The 21,880-nt window shown below is 57.8% G+C and carries 17 protein-coding genes and 1 tRNA gene; 1 reads left to right on the forward strand and 17 read right to left on the reverse strand.

The annotated features are described in order from the left end of the window. Window positions 1–2: 2 nt before the first annotated feature. The 11 genes from truB to ftsH form a co-directional block, all read right to left on the reverse strand. The gene (truB, locus tag RVM24_RS13290) at window positions 3–926 is read right to left on the reverse strand and encodes a tRNA pseudouridine(55) synthase TruB (RefSeq protein WP_152439075.1); all 924 of its coding nucleotides are present in this window, start codon (window positions 924–926) and stop codon (window positions 3–5) included. Beyond that, window positions 923–1,354 carry a 30S ribosome-binding factor RbfA gene (gene rbfA, locus RVM24_RS13295; RefSeq protein ID WP_061330634.1) on the reverse strand — a complete coding sequence of 144 codons (432 nt, stop codon included), beginning with the start codon at window positions 1,352–1,354 and terminating at the stop codon, window positions 923–925. The genes truB and rbfA overlap by 4 nt, the downstream gene beginning before the upstream one ends. Next, complete coding sequence (gene infB, locus RVM24_RS13300) at window positions 1,354–3,894, reverse strand: translation initiation factor IF-2 (protein WP_431474185.1); 2,541 nt, start codon at window positions 3,892–3,894, stop codon at window positions 1,354–1,356. The genes rbfA and infB overlap by 1 nt, the downstream gene beginning before the upstream one ends. Window positions 3,895–3,914: 20 nt before the next feature. Then, window positions 3,915–5,408 (reverse strand): transcription termination factor NusA, encoded by a 1,494-nt coding sequence (gene nusA / locus RVM24_RS13305; protein ID WP_152439077.1) that lies wholly within the window; start codon window positions 5,406–5,408, stop codon window positions 3,915–3,917. A 54-nt stretch (window positions 5,409–5,462) separates the two neighbouring features. Next, the gene (rimP, locus tag RVM24_RS13310; protein ID WP_058092549.1) at window positions 5,463–5,924 is read right to left on the reverse strand and encodes a ribosome maturation factor RimP; all 462 of its coding nucleotides are present in this window, start codon (window positions 5,922–5,924) and stop codon (window positions 5,463–5,465) included. A gap of 315 nt (window positions 5,925–6,239) precedes the next feature. Further along, a tRNA-Leu gene (locus RVM24_RS13315) sits at window positions 6,240–6,324 on the reverse strand. 8 nt (window positions 6,325–6,332) lie between these two features. Then, window positions 6,333–6,710: a preprotein translocase subunit SecG gene (secG, locus tag RVM24_RS13320; protein WP_061330637.1), complete on the reverse strand. Its 378-nt coding sequence runs from the start codon at window positions 6,708–6,710 to the stop codon at window positions 6,333–6,335. Between the two features lie 24 nt (window positions 6,711–6,734). After that, the gene (gene tpiA / locus RVM24_RS13325; RefSeq protein WP_431474186.1) at window positions 6,735–7,493 is read right to left on the reverse strand and encodes a triose-phosphate isomerase; all 759 of its coding nucleotides are present in this window, start codon (window positions 7,491–7,493) and stop codon (window positions 6,735–6,737) included. Between the two features lie 84 nt (window positions 7,494–7,577). Next, complete coding sequence (gene glmM / locus RVM24_RS13330; RefSeq protein WP_152439080.1) at window positions 7,578–8,921, reverse strand: phosphoglucosamine mutase; 1,344 nt, start codon at window positions 8,919–8,921, stop codon at window positions 7,578–7,580. Then, on the reverse strand, window positions 8,921–9,751 hold the full coding sequence (gene folP, locus RVM24_RS13335) for a dihydropteroate synthase (protein ID WP_152439081.1): 831 nt from the start codon (window positions 9,749–9,751) through the stop codon (window positions 8,921–8,923). Before folP ends, glmM begins: the two co-directional genes overlap by 1 nt. Before the next feature lie 96 nt (window positions 9,752–9,847). Further along, a complete protein-coding gene (ftsH, locus tag RVM24_RS13340; RefSeq protein ID WP_171039986.1) occupies window positions 9,848–11,785 on the reverse strand; it encodes an ATP-dependent zinc metalloprotease FtsH in 1,938 nt (645 codons plus the stop codon). Window positions 11,786–12,184: 399 nt separating this feature from the next. On the opposite strand from ftsH, the gene yhbY reads away from it, so the two are divergent. After that, window positions 12,185–12,493: a ribosome assembly RNA-binding protein YhbY gene (gene yhbY, locus RVM24_RS13345; RefSeq protein ID WP_058092544.1), complete on the forward strand. Its 309-nt coding sequence runs from the start codon at window positions 12,185–12,187 to the stop codon at window positions 12,491–12,493. Between the two features lie 144 nt (window positions 12,494–12,637). Here the strand turns inward: yhbY and greA are convergent, their stop codons facing one another. The 6 genes from greA to dnaK form a co-directional block, all read right to left on the reverse strand. Continuing rightward, window positions 12,638–13,117 carry a transcription elongation factor GreA gene (gene greA, locus RVM24_RS13350; RefSeq protein ID WP_082780474.1) on the reverse strand — a complete coding sequence of 160 codons (480 nt, stop codon included), beginning with the start codon at window positions 13,115–13,117 and terminating at the stop codon, window positions 12,638–12,640. A 4-nt stretch (window positions 13,118–13,121) separates the two neighbouring features. Then, window positions 13,122–16,340, reverse strand: coding sequence for a carbamoyl-phosphate synthase large subunit (gene carB / locus RVM24_RS13355; RefSeq protein ID WP_431474187.1), 3,219 nt, complete (start codon window positions 16,338–16,340; stop codon window positions 13,122–13,124). Window positions 16,341–16,421: 81 nt separating this feature from the next. Then, window positions 16,422–17,552 carry a glutamine-hydrolyzing carbamoyl-phosphate synthase small subunit gene (gene carA / locus RVM24_RS13360; RefSeq protein WP_431474188.1) on the reverse strand — a complete coding sequence of 377 codons (1,131 nt, stop codon included), beginning with the start codon at window positions 17,550–17,552 and terminating at the stop codon, window positions 16,422–16,424. A gap of 382 nt (window positions 17,553–17,934) precedes the next feature. After that, a complete protein-coding gene (dapB, locus tag RVM24_RS13365; RefSeq protein WP_058092541.1) occupies window positions 17,935–18,738 on the reverse strand; it encodes a 4-hydroxy-tetrahydrodipicolinate reductase in 804 nt (267 codons plus the stop codon). Window positions 18,739–18,749: 11 nt separating this feature from the next. Next, window positions 18,750–19,874 carry a molecular chaperone DnaJ gene (dnaJ, locus tag RVM24_RS13370; protein ID WP_058092540.1) on the reverse strand — a complete coding sequence of 375 codons (1,125 nt, stop codon included), beginning with the start codon at window positions 19,872–19,874 and terminating at the stop codon, window positions 18,750–18,752. A gap of 78 nt (window positions 19,875–19,952) precedes the next feature. After that, window positions 19,953–21,878 (reverse strand): molecular chaperone DnaK, encoded by a 1,926-nt coding sequence (gene dnaK, locus RVM24_RS13375; protein WP_431474189.1) that lies wholly within the window; start codon window positions 21,876–21,878, stop codon window positions 19,953–19,955. Window positions 21,879–21,880: the final 2 nt, after the last annotated feature.

Consider the following 21,880-nt stretch of genomic DNA (forward strand, 5'->3'; position numbering starts at 1 on the left):
TGTTACCCGCCGCTGTTCTTTACCAGACGGCGTGGCACCAGTTTGGTGTCATCGCCTTCCGGCATAGCTTCTGCCAATCCCACGAAGTTACGATCGCCGTAAACACGCACGAAGCCTTCAAGGGACTGACCCGGTATTCTAACCGGTTGTCCGTTCAATATCGATACCAGTGCCGAGCCTGACAGCCGGTGCTCGGGAAACATCGTCAGCGCGCTTTCCGGCGGCAGCAGCAAGCCGTCCAGGCTCTCACCCCGCTCGCGCATGGCTTCCAGGTCTTTGACATCGTGAGCATTTTCCAGCGTGTAGCCAGAGGCCAGGGTACGCCGAAGTGCACTGACGTGGGCACCGCACCCAAGTACCGCACCAATATCTTCAACCAGTGAGCGTATATACGTACCCTTTGTACAGGTCACCGCCAGGTCAAGCTCCTGCTCGCGAACCGCCAACAGGGTCAACTCATAGATGGTAACAGGACGCGCCGGGCGCTCGATCTCAATGCCTTCACGGGCATACTCGTAAAGTGGCCGGCCTTTGTGCTTCAGCGCGGAATACATCGACGGTACCTGCTGGATATCGCCCCGAAACTGCTCCAGTACCGCTTCCACCTGAGCTTCAGTCAACGCTGGCACCGGCTTTTCTTCAACCACTGCGCCTTCGCTATCACCGGTTTCTGTCCGTATGCCCAACCGAGCGGTAGTGACATAAGCCTTGTCACTGTCGAGCATGGTCTGGGAAAACTTGGTTGCTTCGCCAAAACACAGGGGCAAAACACCAGTAGCAAGCGGGTCAAGCGCACCTGTGTGGCCCGCCTTTGCGGCGCCATACAGGCGTTTTACCTGCTGAAGAATCCCGTTGGAGGTGACACCCTGGGGCTTGTCGATCACCAGGATGCCATTTACGTCACGGCCTTTACGTCTTCGGCTCAAGCATCACGCTCCGGATTATCTGAAACCGGATCGTCGTTATCATCGCGAGGAACAGCAGGCTGATCCCCCACGGCTTCACGAATCAGACGGTCCATCTTGCGACTCTGGTTAAGCAGGCTGTCGAAGTGAAAACGCAGGTGGGGTACCACCCGCAGCTTCATCGCCCGCCCGACCTGGCCTCGCAGGAACCCCGAGGCCTTGTTGAGCACCGCCAGGGAATCCTGAACTTCCGGAGATTGCTCGGTAAGCTCTTCGGTCGACAACAGGGAAACGTAAATATCGGCATAGCCCAGATCGCGGCTGACCTTGACGGCATTCACCGTAACCATACCAACGCGAGGGTCTTTGACCTCGCGCTGGATGAGCTGGGCCAGTTCACGCTGCATCTGATCGCCGATACGATCTATGCGACTGTATTCCCGTGCCATCAGGCCCCCGTTGATTCGAGCTGACGCTCAACGCGAACGCGATCGAACACCTCGATCTGATCGCCCACTTTCACGTCGTAGCCTTTAACACCGATACCACACTCCATACCGTTGCGGACTTCCGGTACGTCATCCTTGAAGCGACGCAGGGATTCCAGCTCGCCCTCGAAGATAACCACGTTGTCACGCAGTACGCGGATCGGCTTGTTACGGTATACGGTACCCTCGGTCACCATACAGCCGGCCACCTGGCCAAACTTCGGTGAACGGAACACGTCCCGTACATCGGCGATACCCACGATGTCTTCCCGGAATTCTGGCTTGAGCATACCAGTCAGGGCCGACTTAACATCATCAATCAGGTTATAGATGATGCTGTAGTAGCGCAGATCCAGACCTTCCTGCTCGACCAGGCGCTTGGAAGCGGTATCCGCACGCACGTTGAAACCGAAGATAACGGCGTTGGTAGCCATGGCCAGGCTCACGTCTGTCTCGGCAATCCCGCCGACACCAGATGAGACAATCTTGACCTGAACTTCCTCGTTACCCAGGTCCTGCAGGGCCTTGGTGATGGCCTCCAGGGAACCACGAACGTCGGTCTTGAGAACAACGTTAAGGGTTTTGACTTCGTCTTTACCCATGTTCTCAAACATATTCTCCAGCTTGGCGGCCTGCTGGCGCTGCAGGCGCTGCTCGCGCTCGCGGGTCTGGCGGAATTCGGCCAGTTCTTTGGCTTTCTTCTCATCAGCCACGGCGAAGAACTCATCACCCGCATCCGGCGTGCCGTTCAGGCCAAGAATCTCGACCGGAATGGACGGGCCCGCTTCCTTGACCTGCTTGCCGGCTTCGTCGGTCATCGCCCGAACCTTGCCGTAGAATGAGCCAGCCACCACCATGTCGCCCTGGCGCAGGGTGCCGTTCTGAACCAGAACGGTCGCAACAGAACCGCGACCACGCTCCAGGCTGGACTCAACAACCACACCACGGGCGGAGGCATCCGGTGACGCTTCAAGTTCCAGAATCTCGGCCTGCAGCAAGACAGCTTCCAGCAGATCATCAATACCAAGACCGGTATGGGCCGACACAGGCACAAACTGCACGTCGCCGCCCCAGTCTTCCGGAATCACATCCAGAGCAGACAGTTCGTTTTTGATGCGGTCCGGGTCGGCTTCTTCCTTGTCCATCTTGTTGATGGCGACCACCAGGGGCACACCGGCAGAGCGTGCATGCTGAACCGCTTCCTTGGTTTGCGGCATAACACCGTCATCCGCGGCCACAACCAGGATTACGATATCCGTACACTGGGCACCGCGTGCACGCATGGCGGTAAAGGCTGCGTGGCCCGGGGTATCCAGGAAAGACACCATACCGTGATCCGTTTCTACGTGGTAAGCACCGATGTGCTGGGTGATACCACCGGATTCTCCAGCCGCAACCTTGGTGCGACGAATATAATCCAGCAGGGATGTCTTACCATGGTCAACGTGACCCATCACGCTCACTACCGGGGCGCGCTTGATCTTTTCTTTGCCTTCGTGCAGCTCGGTAATCTCGCTCAGCACTTCTTCTTCAAAGGCATCTTCGCTGACTGCCTTGGGCTTGTGGCCCAGCTCTTCAGTCACCAGAACCGCAGTTTCCTGATCGAGCGCCTGATTGATGGTGGCCATTACGCCCATTCCCATCAGGGTTTTAATGACATCAGCGGCTTTGACAGCCATGCGCTGGGCAAGATCACCGACGGTGATGGTTTCCGGAATCTGTACTTCTCTAACCATGGGCTTGGTTGGCCTCTCGAAAGCATGACGCTTTTCTTTCGGTTTCTTTTTAGCCCGCAGCTGCTTGCGAGGAACGGTTTCTTCCTCGTCTTCAGAAATCACCAGAGGTTCTTCAACCGGACGGCTGCGAGGGCCGCGATGGCCAGCCTGCTTCTTCTTCGGCTTGCCTTCTTCGATATCGTCGCCGCGCTCGCGTACCTTTTCTTTCTTTTTCTTTGGCTTGCGATCCCGACCTTCGTCTTCAGGCGGAGGCATGGGAATGTCCTCCGGCGCTGTTTCCAGTTCGGGTTCGGACTTTTCTTCCTGAACAGGCTCGGCCGCTGCCGGCTCCGATGGAGCGGCGGTTTCTGCCGGCTGTTCTTGCGGCTGCTCTGCAGCCACTTTTGGTGCTTCATCGACCACCGGGGATTCAGCCGCAGGCTGTTCCGCTACCTCTTCCGGCTTCGGTGCTTCAACCTCTGGTTCCGGCTGCAGTTCCGCACGTTTGATATAGGTGCGGCGCTTGCGCACTTCCACGTTCACGGTTTTTGCCTTACCGGCCTTCAACGTGGTGGTGGTTTTCCGCTTAAGGGTAATCTTGTTCGGCTCTGCCTGAGCTTCACCGTGGGTCTTTCTCAGATAGGTCAGCAACTGCTGCTTCTCATCACTGGTGACAGCGTCGTTCTCACTGCGGGCTTTCAGGCCCGCTTCCACGATCTGCTTCAGCAAACGATCCACGGGAGCGCCTACATCTGCGGCCAGTTGTTTTACCGTTACATCAGCCATACTGGTCCTCCTCTCCCGAATCAGGCCTGGTCTTCAAACCAGGGGGCACGCGCGGTCATGATCAGCTGACCAGCACGCTCTTCATCCATACCTTCAATTTCGAGCAGTTCGTCAATTGACTGCTCAGCCAGATCTTCCATCGTACGCACGCCCATACCAGCGAGTTTGAACGCCAGTGAACGGTCCATGCCTTCCATGTTGAGAAGATCTTCGGCGGGCTCTGCGCCCTCCAGGGCTTCTTCACTCGCCAGCGCCTGGTTCAACAGGACGTCTTTGGCACGACGGCGCAGCTCTGTGACGGTTTCCTCGTCAAAGCCATCGATGGCCAGCATTTCTTCCATCGGCACGTACGCCACTTCCTCAATCGAGGTAAAGCCTTCGTCGATCAGGACACCGGCAAATTCCTCGTCAACGTCCAGGTGCGCGGTAAAGTGCTCAACCAGGCGAGAGTATTCCTGCTCCTGGCGCTCGCCGGCTTCTTCCTCGGTCATCACGTTCAGGGTCCAGCCGGTCAGCTCGGTGGCCAGACGAACGTTCTGGCCGTTACGGCCGATGGCCTGGGCCAGATTGTCTTCGGCGACGGCAACGTCCATGGTGTGGCGGTCTTCATCCATCACGATGGAGGCAACCTCGGCCGGCGCCATGGCGTTGATGACCAACTGGGCCGGGTTGTCGTCCCACAGCACAATATCAACACGCTCGCCGCCCAGTTCGTTGGACACGGCCTGGACCCGAGAGCCCCGCATGCCCACGCAGGCACCCACGGGATCAATACGGCGATCGTTGGTCTTCACGGCAATCTTGGCACGGGAGCCGGGATCACGGGCTGCACCACGGATCTCAATCAGGTCCTCAGCAATCTCCGGCACTTCAATGCGGAACAGCTCAATCAGCATCTGCGCGTCGGTACGGCTCAGGATCAGCTGCGGGCCCCGATGATCGGTGCGAATCTCCAGCAACAGGGAACGCACGCGGTCGCCCATGCGGAAGGTTTCCCGGGGAATCAGATGCTCACGGGGCAGAAGTGCTTCGGCATTGCCACCCAGATCCACAATAACGTTGTCCCGTGTCACCTTCTTGACCGTTCCGGACACCAGCTCGCCAACGCGGTCGCGGTAGCTGTCGACGATCTTCATGCGCTCAGCTTCGCGGACCTTCTGGAAAATAATCTGCTTGGCTGCCTGGGCACCGATACGTCCAAAGGCGACTGATTCCACTTTCTCTTCGTGGATGTCACCCGGCTTCAGATCTGGACTGATTTCTTCGGCTTCCTGGAAGGTAAGCTCTGTACCCAGCGCTGGAACGGCGTCGTTGTCCACCACCAACCAGCGGCGGAAGGTCTCGTACTCTCCGGTGCGGCGGTCAATGGCAACCCGGATGTCCGCTTCTTCATCTTCATAACGCTTCTTGGCAGCGGTCGCGAGCGCCAGCTCGATCGCCTCGAAAATCACGTCTTTCTCGACACCTTTCTCGTTCGAGACGGATTCTACTACCAGCAAGATCTCTTTACTCATTGGATTGCCCTGCCCTCAATATAATCGATGCATCCACAGTCTTGTTCGAATGGGTCATTCAAAAACCGGTACGATGTTGGCTTTCTCAATACTGTCAAAAGGCAACAGGTATTCGTGGTCATCAACAACCACGATGACTTCATCGCCCTCTATACCTTTGATCAGGCCTGTAAATTTGCGCCGGCCTTCAAACGCCATGCGCAGCTTGATCTGAACCTGATGGCCAACGAATTCCTGATACTGCTCGAGACGAAACAGTGGCCGGTCCATACCCGGCGACGACACCTCCAGGGTGTATTCACTCTGGATGGGGTCTTCCACATCCATCACGCCGCTTATCTGACGGCTGACTTTCTCGCAGTCTTCAATGCTGATGCCATTTTCCGCATCATCAATAAACACCCGAAGCATGGACTGATAGCCCCGGGAACGGTATTCGATACCCCAGAATTCATACCCGAGCCCTTCCACTACCGGGCGCAGAATGTCTTCCAGTTGTTTAAGCTTGGCTGACAAGTGTCGCCGCCTCCGTATTCAGATTTTCGGACTACAAAAACAAAAAAAGGGCTGTTGATCAGCCCTTTTTATGCACCAGGGCCCTTTGCGCCAGGCCCCTTAATCAAAAAGCCCCTATTAATGGGGCCTTTTGTTGCAAGAATTCGCAGAAAGCTAACCCAACTCTGCCCTCTGCCGACAGACACCTGGCCTGCCTGGACGCTACAACGCCGTTGCAAGGTCCAATATCCGCCGGAGTATAGAGACGCCGTGCAGACTGGTCAAGGACTGACCAAAAAAAACGGCCTGGAACTTCCAAGCCGTCTTACTCAAATATGGTGCCCGGGGCCGGACTCGAACCGGCACAGCTTTCGCTACCACCCCCTCAAGATGGCGTGTCTACCAGTTTCACCACCCGGGCAACATTCTTTACTCGAGGTCAGGGAGCTGAGACTCCCCACCCTCGCTTTCGCTACCTGCAGATTCTTCGATACCCGGCGCAGCTTCAGCTGGCGCCTGACGGGATTCCTGAACTGTCGGAATACCGGCCTCACCTGCCACTTCAGCACGCTGCTTGGCGAAGATTGCCAGCGAAAAACTTGTCACAAAAAACACAACCGCCATAAACGTGGTCAGACGGGTCAGAAAGCTGCCACTACCCTGACTACCGAACACGGTCTGGGAGGCACCGCCACCGAAAGCAGCACCGGCATCTGCACCCTTACCCTGCTGGATAAGGACCAGACCCACCAGAGCCACGGCGATCACGACGTGAACAACGACTACCAGTGTTTCCATCCAATCCATACAGACTCTCGTAAACGTTTTGGCTTACGCACCCACCGGAAACGCACGGCAGATACTTACAAAATCTTCAGCCTTAAGGGAAGCACCACCTATAAGACCGCCATCAATATCGGGCTCTGCAAACAGAGCGGCCGCATTATCCGCTTTTACACTGCCGCCGTAAAGTACTGAAATCGTCTCAGACGGCGCACCCATCTCTGCAAGCACCCGGCGAATATCCGCGTGCATGGCCTGGGCATCTTCTGCAGTCGCCGTCTTTCCAGTGCCTATCGCCCATACCGGCTCGTAGGCAACCACAATTCTCGACCACTGCTCACCAGCCACCGACGCCAGACCTTGCTGAACCTGGCTGGCCACTACCCGCTCAGCCGAACCGGCATCGCGTTCTTCCAGAGTCTCACCAACGCAGAGTACTGCCGTCAGCCCGGATGCCAGAACACGCTCGATCTTCCTGGCAACCACTTCGTCGGACTCACCAAACAACTGGCGACGCTCGGAATGACCAACCAGGGCGTACTGACACCCCAGATCTTTCGCCATATCAGAGGACACTTCACCAGTGTAGGCACCTGACTGCCACTGACTGACGTTCTGCACGCCAGCAACCAATTCAGAGCCACAAAGCGCAACCACAGAGTCAACATAAAGGGCAGGAGGTATGATAACCACCTCTACCCTGGCATCAAGACTGGCAACCTGCTCGCGGACCTGACCGACCAGCTGCTGCACCAGGTCTTTCGACCCGTTCATCTTCCAGTTTCCAGCTACGATCTTGCGACGCATACCAAATCTCAATCGTCCCGACCTGAGGGAGGGCGAACTATACAGCAGACATTTGTCTCGCACAACCCGCCCTATTCCACAAAATCAGGGTGTTGAACGCTCCACGACGAGGGCCAGCTGCTCGGCAACCCGGGCAATGTCATCGGCATTCTGACCTTCTGCCATCACCCGAATCAGGGGCTCCGTTCCCGACGCCCGCAACAGGATTCTGCCGGCCTCGCCCAGGTCAGCCTCTGCCCTGCGCATCGCCTCAACGATGTCTGACCGGCTGAGCGGATCAAATCGCTGGGCCACCCGCACATTCACCATCGTCTGGGGCAACTTGGCCATACCCTGACGCAGCTCTCCCAGGGTCTTGCCAGACCGGCGAACCGCCAACAGCACCTGCAACGCAGAGACAATACCGTCGCCGGTACTGGTGCAGTCACGAATCACCATATGGCCGGAGCCTTCTCCGCCAATAATCCAGTTGTTGGCCAGCAGCCGCTCCATCACATAACGGTCACCCACATTGGCACGCTCGAATTCGATGCCAATCTCGCGCAGCGCCAGCTCAACCCCCAGATTGGTCATCAGGGTTCCAACCACGCCACCGTTCAACCGACCTTCAGCATGACGCTGGGAGGCCAGAATAAACAGCAATTCGTCTCCATCCACCTCGGAGCCGTCCCGGTCGACCATCAGCACACGGTCACCATCGCCATCGAAAGCAATGCCCAGATCAGCCTGCTTCTCAGCAACGGTTTGTTTCAGAGCATCCAGGTGGGTCGACCCCACGTTGAGATTGATATTCAGCCCGTCCGGTTCTGCGCCAATCACCGAAACCCTGGCTCCGAGCTCTTTAAACACCTTGGGGGCAACGTGGTATGTGGCGCCATGGGCACAGTCGAGCACGATATGCAGTCCATCGAGGGTAAACTCATTGGGCACCGTACTCTTGCAGAACTCCACGTACCGGCCCGGAGCGTCGTCGACACGGCTTGCCTTGCCCAGCTCATTGGGCTCGCACACCTGAATCGGCTGCTCGAGCCAGCGCTCGATCTCAGCCTCCAGGGCGTCATCGAGCTTGGTGCCGTTAGCCGAGAAGAACTTGATGCCGTTGTCGTGGTGCGGGTTATGAGAGGCACTGATCACAATGCCTGCAGATGCCCGAAACGTTCGGGTCAGGTAGGCAATGGCCGGCGTCGGCATCGGGCCAAGCAACTTCACGTCCACCCCCGCAGCAGACAATCCCGCCTCAAGTGCGGATTCAAACATGTAACCTGACAAGCGGGTATCCTTTCCAATCAGCACGCTGTTTCGCTGGCCCTGCCTCTTGAATGCCTGGCCTGCTGCCCACCCAAGGTGCAACATAAACTCCGGGGTAATCGGACTTTCGCCCACTCTCCCCCGGATTCCGTCGGTTCCAAAATACTTGCGCTGGGACATCAGATTGCCTCCTTAACTGCCGTCACGACCTTGACGGCGTCCACCGTCTCCCGCACATCATGCACCCTGAGGATGCTTGCGCCTTTCATGGCGGATATTGTCGCGGCAGCGAGGCTTGCCGGCAACCTTTCGTTGACGTCTCGGCCGGTAATCGCTCCGAGCATGGATTTCCGGGACACCCCGATCAACAACGGATGCCCCAGCAAATGCAACTGCTCCAGAGTCGCCAACAACTGGATGTTGTGCTCAACGGTTTTCCCGAAGCCAAATCCCGGGTCCAGGATGATGTTTTCCGGCCGCACGCCGGCTTTTTCTACCACCCGCATCCGTTCGGTCAGAAACGAACTCACGTCGCGCCGGACGTTATGGTATCGGGGATTATCCTGCATGGTGTCCGGCTCACCCTGGATGTGCATGATGCAGACGGGCACGCCGGCTTTGGCCGCCACTTCCGGTGCACCCTCTCGCTGGAGCGCCCGCACATCGTTGATCAAACCGGCACCGAGACTGACCACTTCCGCCATCACCACGGGGTTGCTGGTATCCACTGAAATCACCGTATCCAGCTCTCGGGCAATGGCCTCCACCACAGGGCAAACCCGGTCCAGCTCTTCCTGGGTTGACACTGGTGCGGCGCCGGGCCGGGTTGATTCACCGCCAACATCAATAAACGAGGCGCCGTCTTCGACCATGGTCCTGGCGCGAACGAGCGCGGCATCGGCGGTATTGAAACGACCACCATCAGAAAAGGAATCGGGCGTGACATTGAGAATCCCCATCACCTGGCAGCGGGACAGGTCTACCGAACGGCCAGCAAAATTCATTTTCATAGCAGGTATTCCGAAGTTCTCTGTTCAGGGGTAACAAAAACAAACGCCGCCCGGAGGCCGGGCGGCGCTGTATTTGACTAGGCCTTGCGCGTGCGATCAGTGCTCGCCGGCGGGCCTGCCTACTCCGGGCTGACGCCCGTCATCCGATGACCGGGGCTCCGGAGCGGGCTCTTCAGCCTTCACTCCGCCGGTGGGACCGCTATCTCCCCAGTTTTTCGGGGGCCGCGGCTCTTTGCCTGCCATGATGTCATCGATCTGGTAGCGATCAATGGTCTCGTACTTCATCAGGGCCTCAGCCATCAGGTCCAGTTTGTCACGGTTCTCAATCAGGATCTGCTTGGCCGTGGCATAACACTCATCAATGATATTTCGAACTTCCTCATCAATCCGCTGGGCGGTCTCCGGAGAGTGATGGGAGTGCGACTGGCCGGCAGAACGACCCAGGAACGGCTCTTCGCTGTCGGTATCGTACTGCAGGGGACCCAACTTTTCCGACAACCCCCACTTGGTGACCATGTTGCGGGCCAGGCTGGTGGCACGCTCGATGTCGTTGGAGGCACCAGTCGTCACACCGTCAAAGCCAAGCGTCAGCTCTTCGGCAATCCGGCCACCGAACAGACTGCAGATTGAGCTGGTCAGGTAGCGCTTGGAGTGACTGTATTTGTCCTCTTCCGGCAAGAACATGGTCACACCCAAGGCGCGCCCCCGGGGAATGATACTGACCTTGTAGACAGGATCATGTTCAGGCACGAGGCGACCAACAATGGCATGGCCAGACTCATGGTACGCGGTGTTCCGCTTTTCTTTCTCGCTCATCACCATGGATTTGCGCTCGGCGCCCATCATGATCTTGTCTTTCGCCAGCTCCAGCTCTTCCATGGAAACCAGACGCTGGTTACGACGCGCCGCGAACAGGGCAGCCTCGTTTACCAGGTTAGCGAGGTCAGCACCGGAGAAGCCAGGCGTACCGCGAGCGATAACCGCCGGATCAATACCGTCGGCCAGGGGCACTTTCTTCATGTGCACCTTAAGAATCTGCTCTCGACCAAGAATGTCTGGCAGGCTCACCACCACCTGGCGGTCAAAGCGACCCGGACGCAGCAGCGCAGGGTCCAGAACGTCCGGACGGTTGGTAGCAGCGATCACGATGACGCCTTCGTTGCCTTCAAAGCCGTCCATCTCAACCAACAGCTGGTTCAGGGTCTGTTCACGCTCGTCATGGCCACCGCCCATGCCGGCGCCACGATGGCGACCGACCGCATCAATCTCATCGATAAAAATGATACAGGGGCTTTGCTTCTTGGCCTGCTCGAACATGTCACGAACACGGGAAGCACCCACGCCCACGAACATCTCTACGAAGTCAGAACCGGAGATGGAGAAAAACGGCACTTTCGCTTCACCGGCAATGGCTTTTGCCAGCAGCGTCTTACCAGTACCCGGCGGCCCCACCATCAACACGCCTTTCGGGATTCGGCCACCCAGACGCTGGAATTTGCTCGGGTCACGCAGGAAGTCGACCAGCTCTTTAACGTCTTCCTTCGCTTCATCAACACCGGCGACGTCGCCAAAGGTGGTTTTGATCTGGTCTTCACTGAGCAGGCGCGCCTTGCTCTTGCCAAAGGACATGGGGCCTTTGCCGCCGCCACCGCCCTGCATCTGGCGCATGAAGAACACAAACAACGCAATAATGATCAGAATCGGGAACGCGGCCACCAGCAACTGCGTCCACAGGCTCTGGCGCTCAGGCTCCTTGCCGATCACTTCGACGTTATTGGCGAGCAGATCATCCATCAGCTTGTTGTCAGAGACCTGCGGGCGAATGGTCTGGAACTGGGACCCGTCACCGCGGACACCCTGCACCTGAAGACCATCAATGGTCACTTGCCGGACCTGGCCCTGCTGGACCATCTCCACAAACTGGGAATAGTTGACTTGTTGGCCGGTGGTGGTGGGAGAGAAATTCTGAAACACCATCAACAGCACGGCGGCTATGATTAGCCAGAGAACCAGATTTTTTGCCATATCGTTCAAGGATCATCACCTGTGAATTGCGGGGCTGCAGCCATGTGGCCATCAACCCTTTTCCGACACCTTACACCAATTGTACGCCTGTCCACCAGAAACGGCCCATCCGTATCGACCACAGACCCGCTGACTGCCCCGGCAAAAACACAACCTGAGGACTGTAACCAGCACCACTGGAGATTTCGCGAAACCTTTTGACCCTGACCGTACAGGAAGGTTCCAGCCGACAACCGGGAGCGCGTTAAGGCCCGTCATCCCGCACGACACCGCGCCAGTGGGCGCGACTGTAGGTGATTACGACCATTTGTGGCGGGAATCTATCTGTTACAATTGCGAAATTATACGACGTCGTCAGCCGTTTCGCCGCTGACCTTTTGTTAATTGCACCGATAAAGAGATTACATCATGAGTCTTTCACCGGAACAGCGCCGGGAATACCGGGCGATTGCCCACAATCTGAAGCCCGTCATTATTGTTGGCGATAAAGGCCTGTCTGAGGGCTTGCAGGATGAGCTTGAGCGCGCCCTGAACGATCATGAGCTGATCAAGATCAAGGTGGCCAGCACTGATCGCGAAGCGCGCCAGGAAGCGATTCAGGCGTTGTGCGAGAGCTCCGGGGCGGAGCTGGTGCAGACGATTGGTAAGATTGCTGTGATTCTGCGGCGGGCTAAGAAGCCTAATCCGAAGTTGTCGAATTTGTTACGGAATAAGTAGTTTTTCGCCAGGGTTGATGTAAAAAGCCGCGCTGGATAGTGCGGCTTTTTTTGTTTGGCTTGGGAGATCGGCGGGGTAAAAGGGGGTCAGTCCCCGTTCGGGGACAGACCCGTAGGACAGCCCCGTTGGACAGACCCTTTGACCCTAGACGTACTCTACTTCGGAGATTTCGTATTCTACGGTGCCGGAGGGGATGCGGATGGCGACTACGTCGCCTTCGTTCTTGCCTATCAGCGCACGGGCAATCGGTGAGGATACAGAAAGCTTGCCGGCCTTGATGTCGGCCTCGTCTTCACCGACGATCTGGTATTTAACCTCTTCGTCGGTATCCATGTTCACCAGGTGTACCGTGGTGCCGAAGATCACCTTGCCGGTGTTCTCCATGGTGGTCACATCGATCACCTGGGCTACCGACAGCTTGCCTTCGATTTCCTGAATCCGGCCTTCGATGAAGCTTTGCTGCTCACGAGCGGCATGGTACTCGGCGTTTTCCTTGAGATCACCGTGCTCCCGGGCATCGGCGATTGCCTGAATTACCCGGGGACGATCTTCGGACTTCAGCTTTTTCAGCTCCTCGCGCAGGCGGGCTTCGCCCGCCTTGGTCATGGGTACTCTGTCAGCCATAGTCTTACTTTCCTGCGTGTAGATCCTGGAGGCGACGTACTGTGCGCTCCGGGCCAAATTTGATGGCCCGACAGAAGGCTTCGCCGCCTGCCAGTGTGGTTGTGTAGGTTACCTTGGTCTGCAGGGCGGACTGGCGAATCTGGGCCGAGTCGGAAATCGCCTTGCGACCTTCAGTGGTATTGATAATCAGCTGAACCTGACCATTCTTGATGGCGTCAACAATATGCGGGCGACCCTCGCGAACCTTGTTTACCCGCTCCACGGCAACACCTTCGGCTTCCAGCGCCTTGGCGGTGCCGGTGGTGGCAATCACCTTGAACCCGGCCTCAACCAGGTCACGGGCCACCTTCGCCGCACCGGGCTTGTCGACATCCCGCACAGACATGAACGCGGTACCCTGGGCAGGCAGGCGCTCACCGATGGCCAGAGCCGCCTTGGCAAAAGCTTCGTCGAAGCTGTCGCCCAGCCCCATCACCTCACCGGTGGACTTCATTTCCGGCCCAAGGATCGGGTCTACCGCCGGGAACTTGTTGAACGGGAATACCGATTCTTTTACCGCATAGTAAGTCGGCACGATTTCCTGGGTGAAGTTCAGTTCTTTCAGGGTCTTGCCGGACATTACCCGGGCCGCCACTGCCGCCAGGGACACACCAATGGCCTTGGAGACAAAGGGCACGGTACGGGAGGCGCGGGGGTTGACCTCAATCACGTAGATTTCGCTATCCTGCCACGCCAGCTGCACGTTCATCAGGCCGATAACGTCCAGCTCGATGGCCATCTTCCTAACCGCTTCGCGCATTTCATCCTGCACCTCTTTAGGCAGGCTGTATGGCGGCAGCGAACAGGCGGAGTCACCGGAGTGAACACCGGCCTGCTCAATGTGCTGCATGATGCCACCAATGACCACATCTGTGCCGTCGCAGATAGCATCAATGTCTACTTCAACGGCGGCATTCAGGAAGTGGTCCAGCAACACCGGGCTGTCATTGGACACCAGCACCGCGTTACGCATGTAACGCACCAGCTCGGTTTCGTCATAGACGATTTCCATCGCCCGACCACCCAGTACGTAGGACGGACGCACCACCAGCGGGTAGCCGATTTCGCGGGCCGCCAGGATGCCTTCCTCGTGACTGCGTACGGTGGCGTTTTCCGGCTGTTTCAGCCCAAGGCGCTGGATCATCTGCTGGAAACGTTCACGGTCTTCGGCACGGTCAATGGCATCCGGGCTGGTGCCGATAATGGGCACACCGGCCGCCTCAAGACCACGAGCCAGTTTCAGCGGGGTCTGGCCGCCGTATTGCACGATCACGCCCTTGGGTTTCTCAACGTGGATGATTTCCAGCACGTCTTCCAGGGTGATCGGCTCAAAATACAACCGGTCGGAGGTGTCGTAATCGGTGGACACGGTCTCCGGGTTACAGTTGATCATGATGGTTTCATAGCCGTCTTCACGCATGGCCAGGGCCGCGTGCACACAGCAGTAATCGAACTCGATGCCCTGGCCGATCCGGTTCGGGCCACCACCGATCACCACGATTTTCTCGCGATCACTGGCATCTGCCTCGCACTCTTCCTCATAGGTGGAGTACATGTAGGCGGTGTCTGAGGCAAACTCGGCGGCGCAGGTGTCTACGCGCTTGTACACCGGGCGGATGCCCAGATCGTGACGCAGTTTGCGCAGGCTCACCTCGGAAATGCCCAGCAGTTTGGCCAGGCGGGCGTCGGAGAAGCCCTTGCGCTTGAGGCGGAACAGGGTGGCCTGATCAATGTCGGCCTTGCCGGCAGACTTCAGGGCTTGCTCTTCCCGGATAATGTCCTCAATCTGCACCAGATACCAGGGGTCGACCTTAGTGTGCTGGAACACTTCTTCCACGGTCATGCCGGCACGGAATGCGTCACCGATGTACCAAACGCGGTCGGCACCCGGCACGTTCAGTTCCCGGGTCAGGGTTTCCCGGGAATTCTCGGAATCCAAGTCGTCCAGCTTCTCATCAAAGCCTTCAGAACCCACTTCCAGGCCGCGTAGCGCTTTCTGCATGGACTCCTGGAAGGTGCGGCCAATGGCCATAACTTCGCCAACAGACTTCATCTGGGTGGTCAGGCGAGCGTCGGCCTGGGGGAACTTCTCAAAGGTAAAGCGCGGGATTTTGGTGACGACATAATCGATGCTCGGCTCGAACGAGGCCGGGGTCACACCACCGGTGATTTCGTTCTGCAGCTCATCGAGGGTATAGCCAATCGCCAGCTTGGCCGCCACTTTGGCAATCGGGAAGCCGGTGGCCTTGGAGGCCAGGGCCGAGGAACGGGACACCCGCGGGTTCATCTCGATCACCACCATGCGGCCGGTGTCCGGGTTGATGCCGAACTGCACGTTGGAACCGCCGGTTTCGACACCGATTTCACGCAGTACCGCCAGCGAGGCGTTCCGCATGATCTGGTATTCCTTGTCAGTGAGGGTCTGGGCCGGTGCCACGGTGATGGAGTCACCGGTATGCACGCCCATGGCATCGAAGTTTTCGATGGAGCAGACGATGATGCAGTTGTCGTTCCTGTCGCGAACAACTTCCATCTCGTACTCTTTCCAACCGATCAGGGACTCGTCAATCAGCAGCTCGTTGGTCGGGGACAAGTCGAGGCCACGGGTACAGATTTCCTCGAATTCATCCTTGTTGTAGGCAATACCGCCGCCTGAGCCACCCATGGTGAAGGACGGGCGGATGATACACGGAAAGCCGATGTCTTCGGACGCCGCCCAGGCTTCGGCCATGGAGTGAACGATGGTTGCGCGCGGGCATTCCAGGCCGATTTTTCTCATGGCCTTGTCGAAACGGTCGCGATCTTCGGCTTTGTCGATGGTGTCGGCATTAGCACCGATCATTTCGACGCCATGCTTCTCCAATACACCATGCTTTTCCAGGTCCAGGGCGCAGTTCAGCGCGGTCTGGCCACCCATGGTGGGCAGCAGGGCGTCCGGTTTTTCTTTCTCGATGATCTTTTCGACCGTCTTCCAGGTGATGGGCTCGATGTAGGTGGCATCGGCCATGGCCGGGTCGGTCATGATGGTGGCCGGGTTGGAGTTCACCAGGATAACCCGGTAACCCTCTTCGCGCAGCGCCTTACAGGCCTGGGCCCCGGAGTAATCGAATTCGCACGCCTGCCCGATCACGATGGGACCTGCGCCCAGGATCAGGATGCTTTGGATGTCTGTACGTTTTGGCATGTCTCGGTAAACCTGTCAGCAACTTTTGAATTCTTTCAGCGCGTACGATGCGCCAGTGAGCTATCTATGATGGCCTTGCCCTCAGGCAGATCGCGCTTCCATCAGCTGGATAAACTCGTCGAACAGGGGCGCCACATCATGGGGGCCCGGGCTGGCTTCCGGGTGACCCTGGAAGCTGTAGGCCGGCTTGTCTGTGCGGCGAATACCCTGCAGAGTGCCGTCAAACAGCGACTTGTGGGTGGCCTCCACATTAGCCGGCAGGGTTGCTTCGTCTACCGCAAACCCATGGTTCTGGCTGGTAATCATCACGGTGCCCCTGGCAATGTCCTGCACCGGGTGGTTGGCACCGTGGTGGCCGTGCCCCATTTTCATGGTCTTGGCACCACTGGCCAGGGCCAGCAACTGGTGGCCCAGGCAGATGCCGAACACCGGAATTTCGGTTTCCAGCACGTCCTGAATGGCTTTGATAGCGTAGTCGCACGGCTCCGGGTCGCCGGGGCCGTTGGACAGGAAGATGCCGTCCGGATTCATGGCCAGCACTTCCGAGGCCGGAGTTTGCGCAGGCACAACGGTGATGTCGCAGCCACGGGCGGCGAGCATGCGCAGGATGTTGAACTTCACACCGTAGTCCCAGGCAACGACCTTGAATTTGGCGGCGGCCTGGTCACCGTAACCGTCTGAGATATCCCACTCGGTCTGGCTCCACTGATAGGATTTCTCGCTGGTGACTTCTTTAGCCAGATCCATGCCCTTGAGGCCTGGGAAGGCTTTCGCCAGTTCCAGGGCGCGCTCGGCGGTGGCGTTCTCGCCAGCGATGATGGCACCGTTCTGGGAGCCTTTGTCGCGCAGGATGCGGGTCAGGCGGCGGGTGTCGATGTCAGCAATGCCAACAATGTTGTTGCTTCGCAGGTACTCGCCCAGGCTCTGCTGGTTGCGCCAGCTGCTGGCGACCAGGGGCAGATCGCGGATGATCAGGCCGGATGCGTGGATGCGGTCGGATTCTACGTCTTCTTCGTTTACACCGGTGTTGCCAATGTGGGGATACGTCAGGGTGACGATCTGGCGCGAGTAGGACGGGTCAGTCAGGATTTCCTGGTAGCCGGTCATGGCAGTGTTGAACACTACCTCGCCGCTGGTTTCTCCGTCTGCGCCGATGGCGGTGCCGTAGAAGAGGCTTCCGTCTGCGAGTGCAAGGATTGCTGGTGTGCTCAAGGCTTGTATCCTCATCGAGTGGCGTAAGTTCGTCACGAACAGGAACGCAAGCGCAAATTCAGGTTGCAAAAAAGCGAGACAAGGTAAAAACCCGGTCCCGCTTTCTTATAAACTTTTCAAAGGTACGCTTGGTGCAGTCAAATCGCCTTATTGTAAGCTGTTTTGGCGTTTTCTGTCCACGTTGAATTCTTGCCGGGAGTAAGGCGGTTGTCCGGCAGAAGGGCTGGATCACCTTCCCGAAAAACGCTACGAGCACATCCCTGTGCGCTTCGCTCCGGCCATCCATGGCCTCCGAGATTTTCGGGAAGGTGATCCAGCCCTCCTACCTCCGAGTCCGCTGCTCAGAACCCTCTCGCCCGGGGTCAACTGTTCAAGAGCACATTCAGCCCTTCAGATTCAAGACATCCTGCATGTCATACAGTCCAGCGGCCTTCCCTTCCAGCCAGAGCGCAGCTCGCATCGCTCCCTTGGCAAAGGTCATCCGGCTGCTGGCCTTGTGGGTGATTTCGATGCGCTCGCCTTCGGTGGCGAACAGAACGGTGTGGTCGCCCACCACGTCGCCGGCACGGATGGTTTCGAAGCCGATTTCCTTGCGGGTGCGTTCGCCGGTGAAACCTTCGCGGCCGTAGACGGCGCATTCTTTCAGGTCACGGCCCAGGGCGTCGGCTACCACTTCGCCCATGCGCAGGGCGGTGCCTGAGGGGGCGTCTTTTTTGTGGCGGTGATGGGCCTCGATGATTTCTACGTCGTAGTCGTCACCCAAAGTAGCCGCTGCGGTGCGCAGGAGGTTGAGGACGACGTTGACGCCAACGCTCATGTTGGGGGCGAAGACCACAGGGGTGGATTCTGCCGCCAAGGCCAACTGTTCTTTTTCGGCGTCGGTCATGCCGGTGGTGCCGATGACGATCATTTTGCCGTTGGCGCTGCAGAACTTTGCATTTTCCAGGGTGAGGTCCGGGAAGGTGAAGTCCACCAGTACGTCGAAGTCGTTTTTGACGTCGTCGAGGCTGCCGGCCATTTTGATGCCGGTTTTGCCGATGCCAGTCATTTCGCCGGCGTCGGCGCCAATCAGGCTGCTGCCTGGCTCGACGATGGCAGCACCGAGTTCGAGGCCTTCGGTGCCGTCTACGGCTTCGATCAGTACTTTGCCCATGCGCCCGGCGGCGCCGATGATTGCTACCCGCATCTGTTCTGCCCTCAGAATTTCATTTCGTCGAAGAAGCTTTTCACACCCTCAAACCAGGAGGTTTTCTTCGGAGCATGATGGGTGCCGTTGTTGCCGCTCAGGGTTTCCTGGAACTCTTCCAGCAGCTCTTTCTGGCGCTTGGTAAGGTTGACCGGTGTTTCCACCATCACGCGGCACAGCAAATCGCCGGCAGGGCCACCGCGAACGGGACTCACTCCCTTGTTGCGCAGGCGGAAGAGTTTGCCGGTCTGGGTTTCCGGTGGAATCTTGAGTTTGACCCGGCCATCCAGGGTCGGCACTTCCAGTTCACCACCCAGGGCTGCGTCCACGATGCTGATAGGCACTTCGCAGTATAGATTACGGCCATCACGGGTAAAGATGGAGTGCTCGCGCACGGCAATCTGCACATACAGGTCGCCTGGCGGCCCACCATCAACGCCCATTTCGCCCTCACCTGAAAGGCGAATGCGATCGCCGGTATCCACACCGGGTGGCACTTTCACAGACAGGGTTTTTTCCTGCCTCACGCGGCCCTGGCCGTGGCACACTTTACAGGGATTCTTGATAACCTGACCGGAGCCCCGGCAGGTCGGGCATGCCTGCTGCACGGTGAAGAAACCCTGCTGCATGCGAACCTGCCCCATACCCTGGCAGGTACCACAGGTTTCAGGACGGGAGCCTTTTTCAGCACCACTGCCATCGCAGGCTTCACACTCTTTGTGGCCAGGAATATTGATCTTGACGGTTTTGCCTTTGACGGCTTCTTCCAGATCGATTTCCAGGGTGTAGCGCAGGTCTGAACCACGAGTATTGCGGCCCCGACCACCGCCACCGAAGATGTCACCAAATACATCGCCAAAGATATCGGAGAAGCTGGCACCACCGCCGCCAAAGCCACCGCCGGCCTGGCCATCCACGCCGGCATGACCAAACTGGTCGTAGGCCGCACGCTTGCTGCCATCGGCAAGAATTTCGTAGGCTTCGCTGGCCTCCTTGAACTTGTTCTCGGCGTCTTTGTCGTCCGGGTTACGGTCCGGATGGTATTTCATCGCAAGCTTTCGGTAAGCCCGCTTTATGTCCTTCTCGTCCGCGTCCCGGGAGACCCCGAGTACTTCGTAATAATCGCGCTTGGCCATGCTTAAAACCCTGTTGCTATAACGCGGAAAACGCGGGGCTTACCCCCGCGTTTTCCAACTACCTGATGTACTTAGGATTTACTTCTTGTCGTCGTCTTTGACTTCTTCGAACTCGGCGTCCACCGCATCGTCAGCCGCCTGGGACTGGGCACCTTCCTGCCCGCCAGCCTGCTGCGCCTGGTCTGCCTGATCCGCGTACATCTTCTGTGCAAGCTCGGAAGACACTTCGGTCAGTTTCTGAGTCTTGGTTTCGATGGCTTCCTTGTCAGAGCCGGTCAGGGCTTCTTCCAGATCCTTGATGGCCGCCTCGATAGACTCCTTTTCACTGTCAGAAACCTTGTCGCCGGCTTCGGTCAGGGTCTTGCGCACGGCGTGAACCATGGCATCACCCTGGTTGCGAACCTGAACCAGCTCTTCGAACTTGCGATCTTCCTCGGCGTTGGCCTCGGCATCGCGAACCATCTTCTCGATCTCGTCGTCGTTCAGACCAGACGAGGCCTTGATAACGATGGACTGTTCTTTACCGGTGGCCTTGTCTTTGGCAGACACGTTCAGGATACCGTTGGCATCGATATCGAAGGTGACTTCGATCTGCGGCACACCGCGCGGCGCCGGCGGAATATCCGCCAGGTCAAAGCGGCCCAGCGACTTGTTCTGGGAAGCCTGCTTACGCTCACCTTGAACCACGTGAATGGTTACGGCCGTCTGGTTGTCATCCGCTGTTGAGAACGTCTGCGACTTCTTGGTCGGGATGGTGGTGTTCTTGTCGATCAGCGGCGTTGCCACGCCACCCATGGTTTCAATACCCAGAGTCAGCGGGGTTACGTCCAGCAGCAGCACGTCTTTTACGTCACCGGAAAGAACAGCCGCCTGGATGGCAGCACCCATGGCCACGGCTTCGTCCGGGTTCACGTCTTTACGGGCTTCTTTGCCGAAGAACTCTTTTACCTTTTCCTGCACCAGCGGCATACGGGTCTGACCACCCACCAGGATAACTTCGTCGATTTCAGACGCCTTCATGCCGGCGTCCTGCAGTGCGACTTTACAGGGCTCCAGGCTGCGCTGAACCAGATCTTCCACCAGGCTTTCCAGCTTGGCGCGGGTCAGCTTCACGTTCATGTGCTTGGGCCCAGACGCGTCTGCAGTGATGTACGGCAGGTTCACGTCTGTCTGCTGGCTGCTGGACAGCTCGATCTTCGCTTTCTCACCGGCTTCCTTCAGGCGCTGCATGGCCAGGGAATCGCCGCGCAGGTCGATGCCACTGTCTTTCTTGAACTGGTCTGCCAGGTACTCGATGACCTTCAGGTCGAAGTCTTCACCACCCAGGAAGGTGTCACCGTTGGTGGCCAGAACCTCGAACTGATGCTCACCGTCGACATCCGCAATTTCAATAATGGAGAGGTCGAAAGTACCACCACCCAGATCGTATACAGCAACTGTGCGGTCACCGCTCTTCTTGTCCAGGCCATAGGCCAGGGCAGCCGCGGTCGGCTCGTTGATGATACGCTTCACTTCCAGACCGGCGATCTTACCCGCGTCTTTGGTGGCCTGGCGCTGACTGTCATTGAAGTAAGCCGGCACGGTGATAACTGCTTCCGTTACCTTCTCGCCCAGGTAGTCTTCTGCAGTCTTCTTCATTTTCTTCAGAACTTCTGCAGAGATCTGGGGCGGTGCCATCTTCTGGCCCTTCACTTCAACCCAGGCGTCGCCGTTGTCGGCCTTGGAGATCTTGTAAGGCACCATCTTGATGTCTTTCTGAACCACATCGTCCTCAAAACGACGACCGATCAGACGCTTGATGGCGTAAAGGGTGTTATGGGGGTTGGTGACCGCCTGGCGCTTGGCGGACTGACCAACCAGGGTCTCGTTATCGTCGGTGTACGCGATAATGGAGGGAGTTGTACGATCACCCTCAGCATTTTCAATAACCTTTACCTTGTCGCCATCCATGATGGCCACACAGGAGTTGGTGGTTCCCAGGTCGATACCAATAATCTTGCTCATCG

This window comes from Marinobacter sp. KM021 (genome assembly GCF_050707965.1).
Classification (GTDB): domain Bacteria; phylum Pseudomonadota; class Gammaproteobacteria; order Pseudomonadales; family Oleiphilaceae; genus Marinobacter; species Marinobacter shengliensis.

Bases quoted from the DNA above. Each gene is read 5' to 3' on its own strand.
- dnaJ (WP_058092540.1), bottom strand. From the start codon at position 19,874: ATGGCCAAGCGCGATTATTACGAAGTACTCGGGGTCTCCCGGGACGCG.
- dapB (WP_058092541.1), bottom strand. From the start codon at position 18,738: ATGCGGGTAGCAATCATCGGCGCCGCCGGGCGCATGGGCAAAGTACTG.
- yhbY (WP_058092544.1), top strand. From the start codon at position 12,185: ATGAGTCTTTCACCGGAACAGCGCCGGGAATACCGGGCGATTGCCCAC.
- greA (WP_082780474.1), bottom strand. From the start codon at position 13,117: ATGGCTGACAGAGTACCCATGACCAAGGCGGGCGAAGCCCGCCTGCGC.
- tpiA (WP_431474186.1), bottom strand. From the start codon at position 7,493: ATGCGTCGCAAGATCGTAGCTGGAAACTGGAAGATGAACGGGTCGAAA.
- rbfA (WP_061330634.1), bottom strand. From the start codon at position 1,354: ATGGCACGGGAATACAGTCGCATAGATCGTATCGGCGATCAGATGCAG.
- glmM (WP_152439080.1), bottom strand. From the start codon at position 8,921: ATGTCCCAGCGCAAGTATTTTGGAACCGACGGAATCCGGGGGAGAGTG.
- nusA (WP_152439077.1), bottom strand. From the start codon at position 5,408: ATGAGTAAAGAGATCTTGCTGGTAGTAGAATCCGTCTCGAACGAGAAA.
- infB (WP_431474185.1), bottom strand. From the start codon at position 3,894: ATGGCTGATGTAACGGTAAAACAACTGGCCGCAGATGTAGGCGCTCCC.
- secG (WP_061330637.1), bottom strand. From the start codon at position 6,710: ATGGATTGGATGGAAACACTGGTAGTCGTTGTTCACGTCGTGATCGCC.
- dnaK (WP_431474189.1), bottom strand. From the start codon at position 21,878: ATGAGCAAGATTATTGGTATCGACCTGGGAACCACCAACTCCTGTGTG.
- carB (WP_431474187.1), bottom strand. From the start codon at position 16,340: ATGCCAAAACGTACAGACATCCAAAGCATCCTGATCCTGGGCGCAGGT.
- folP (WP_152439081.1), bottom strand. From the start codon at position 9,751: ATGAAAATGAATTTTGCTGGCCGTTCGGTAGACCTGTCCCGCTGCCAG.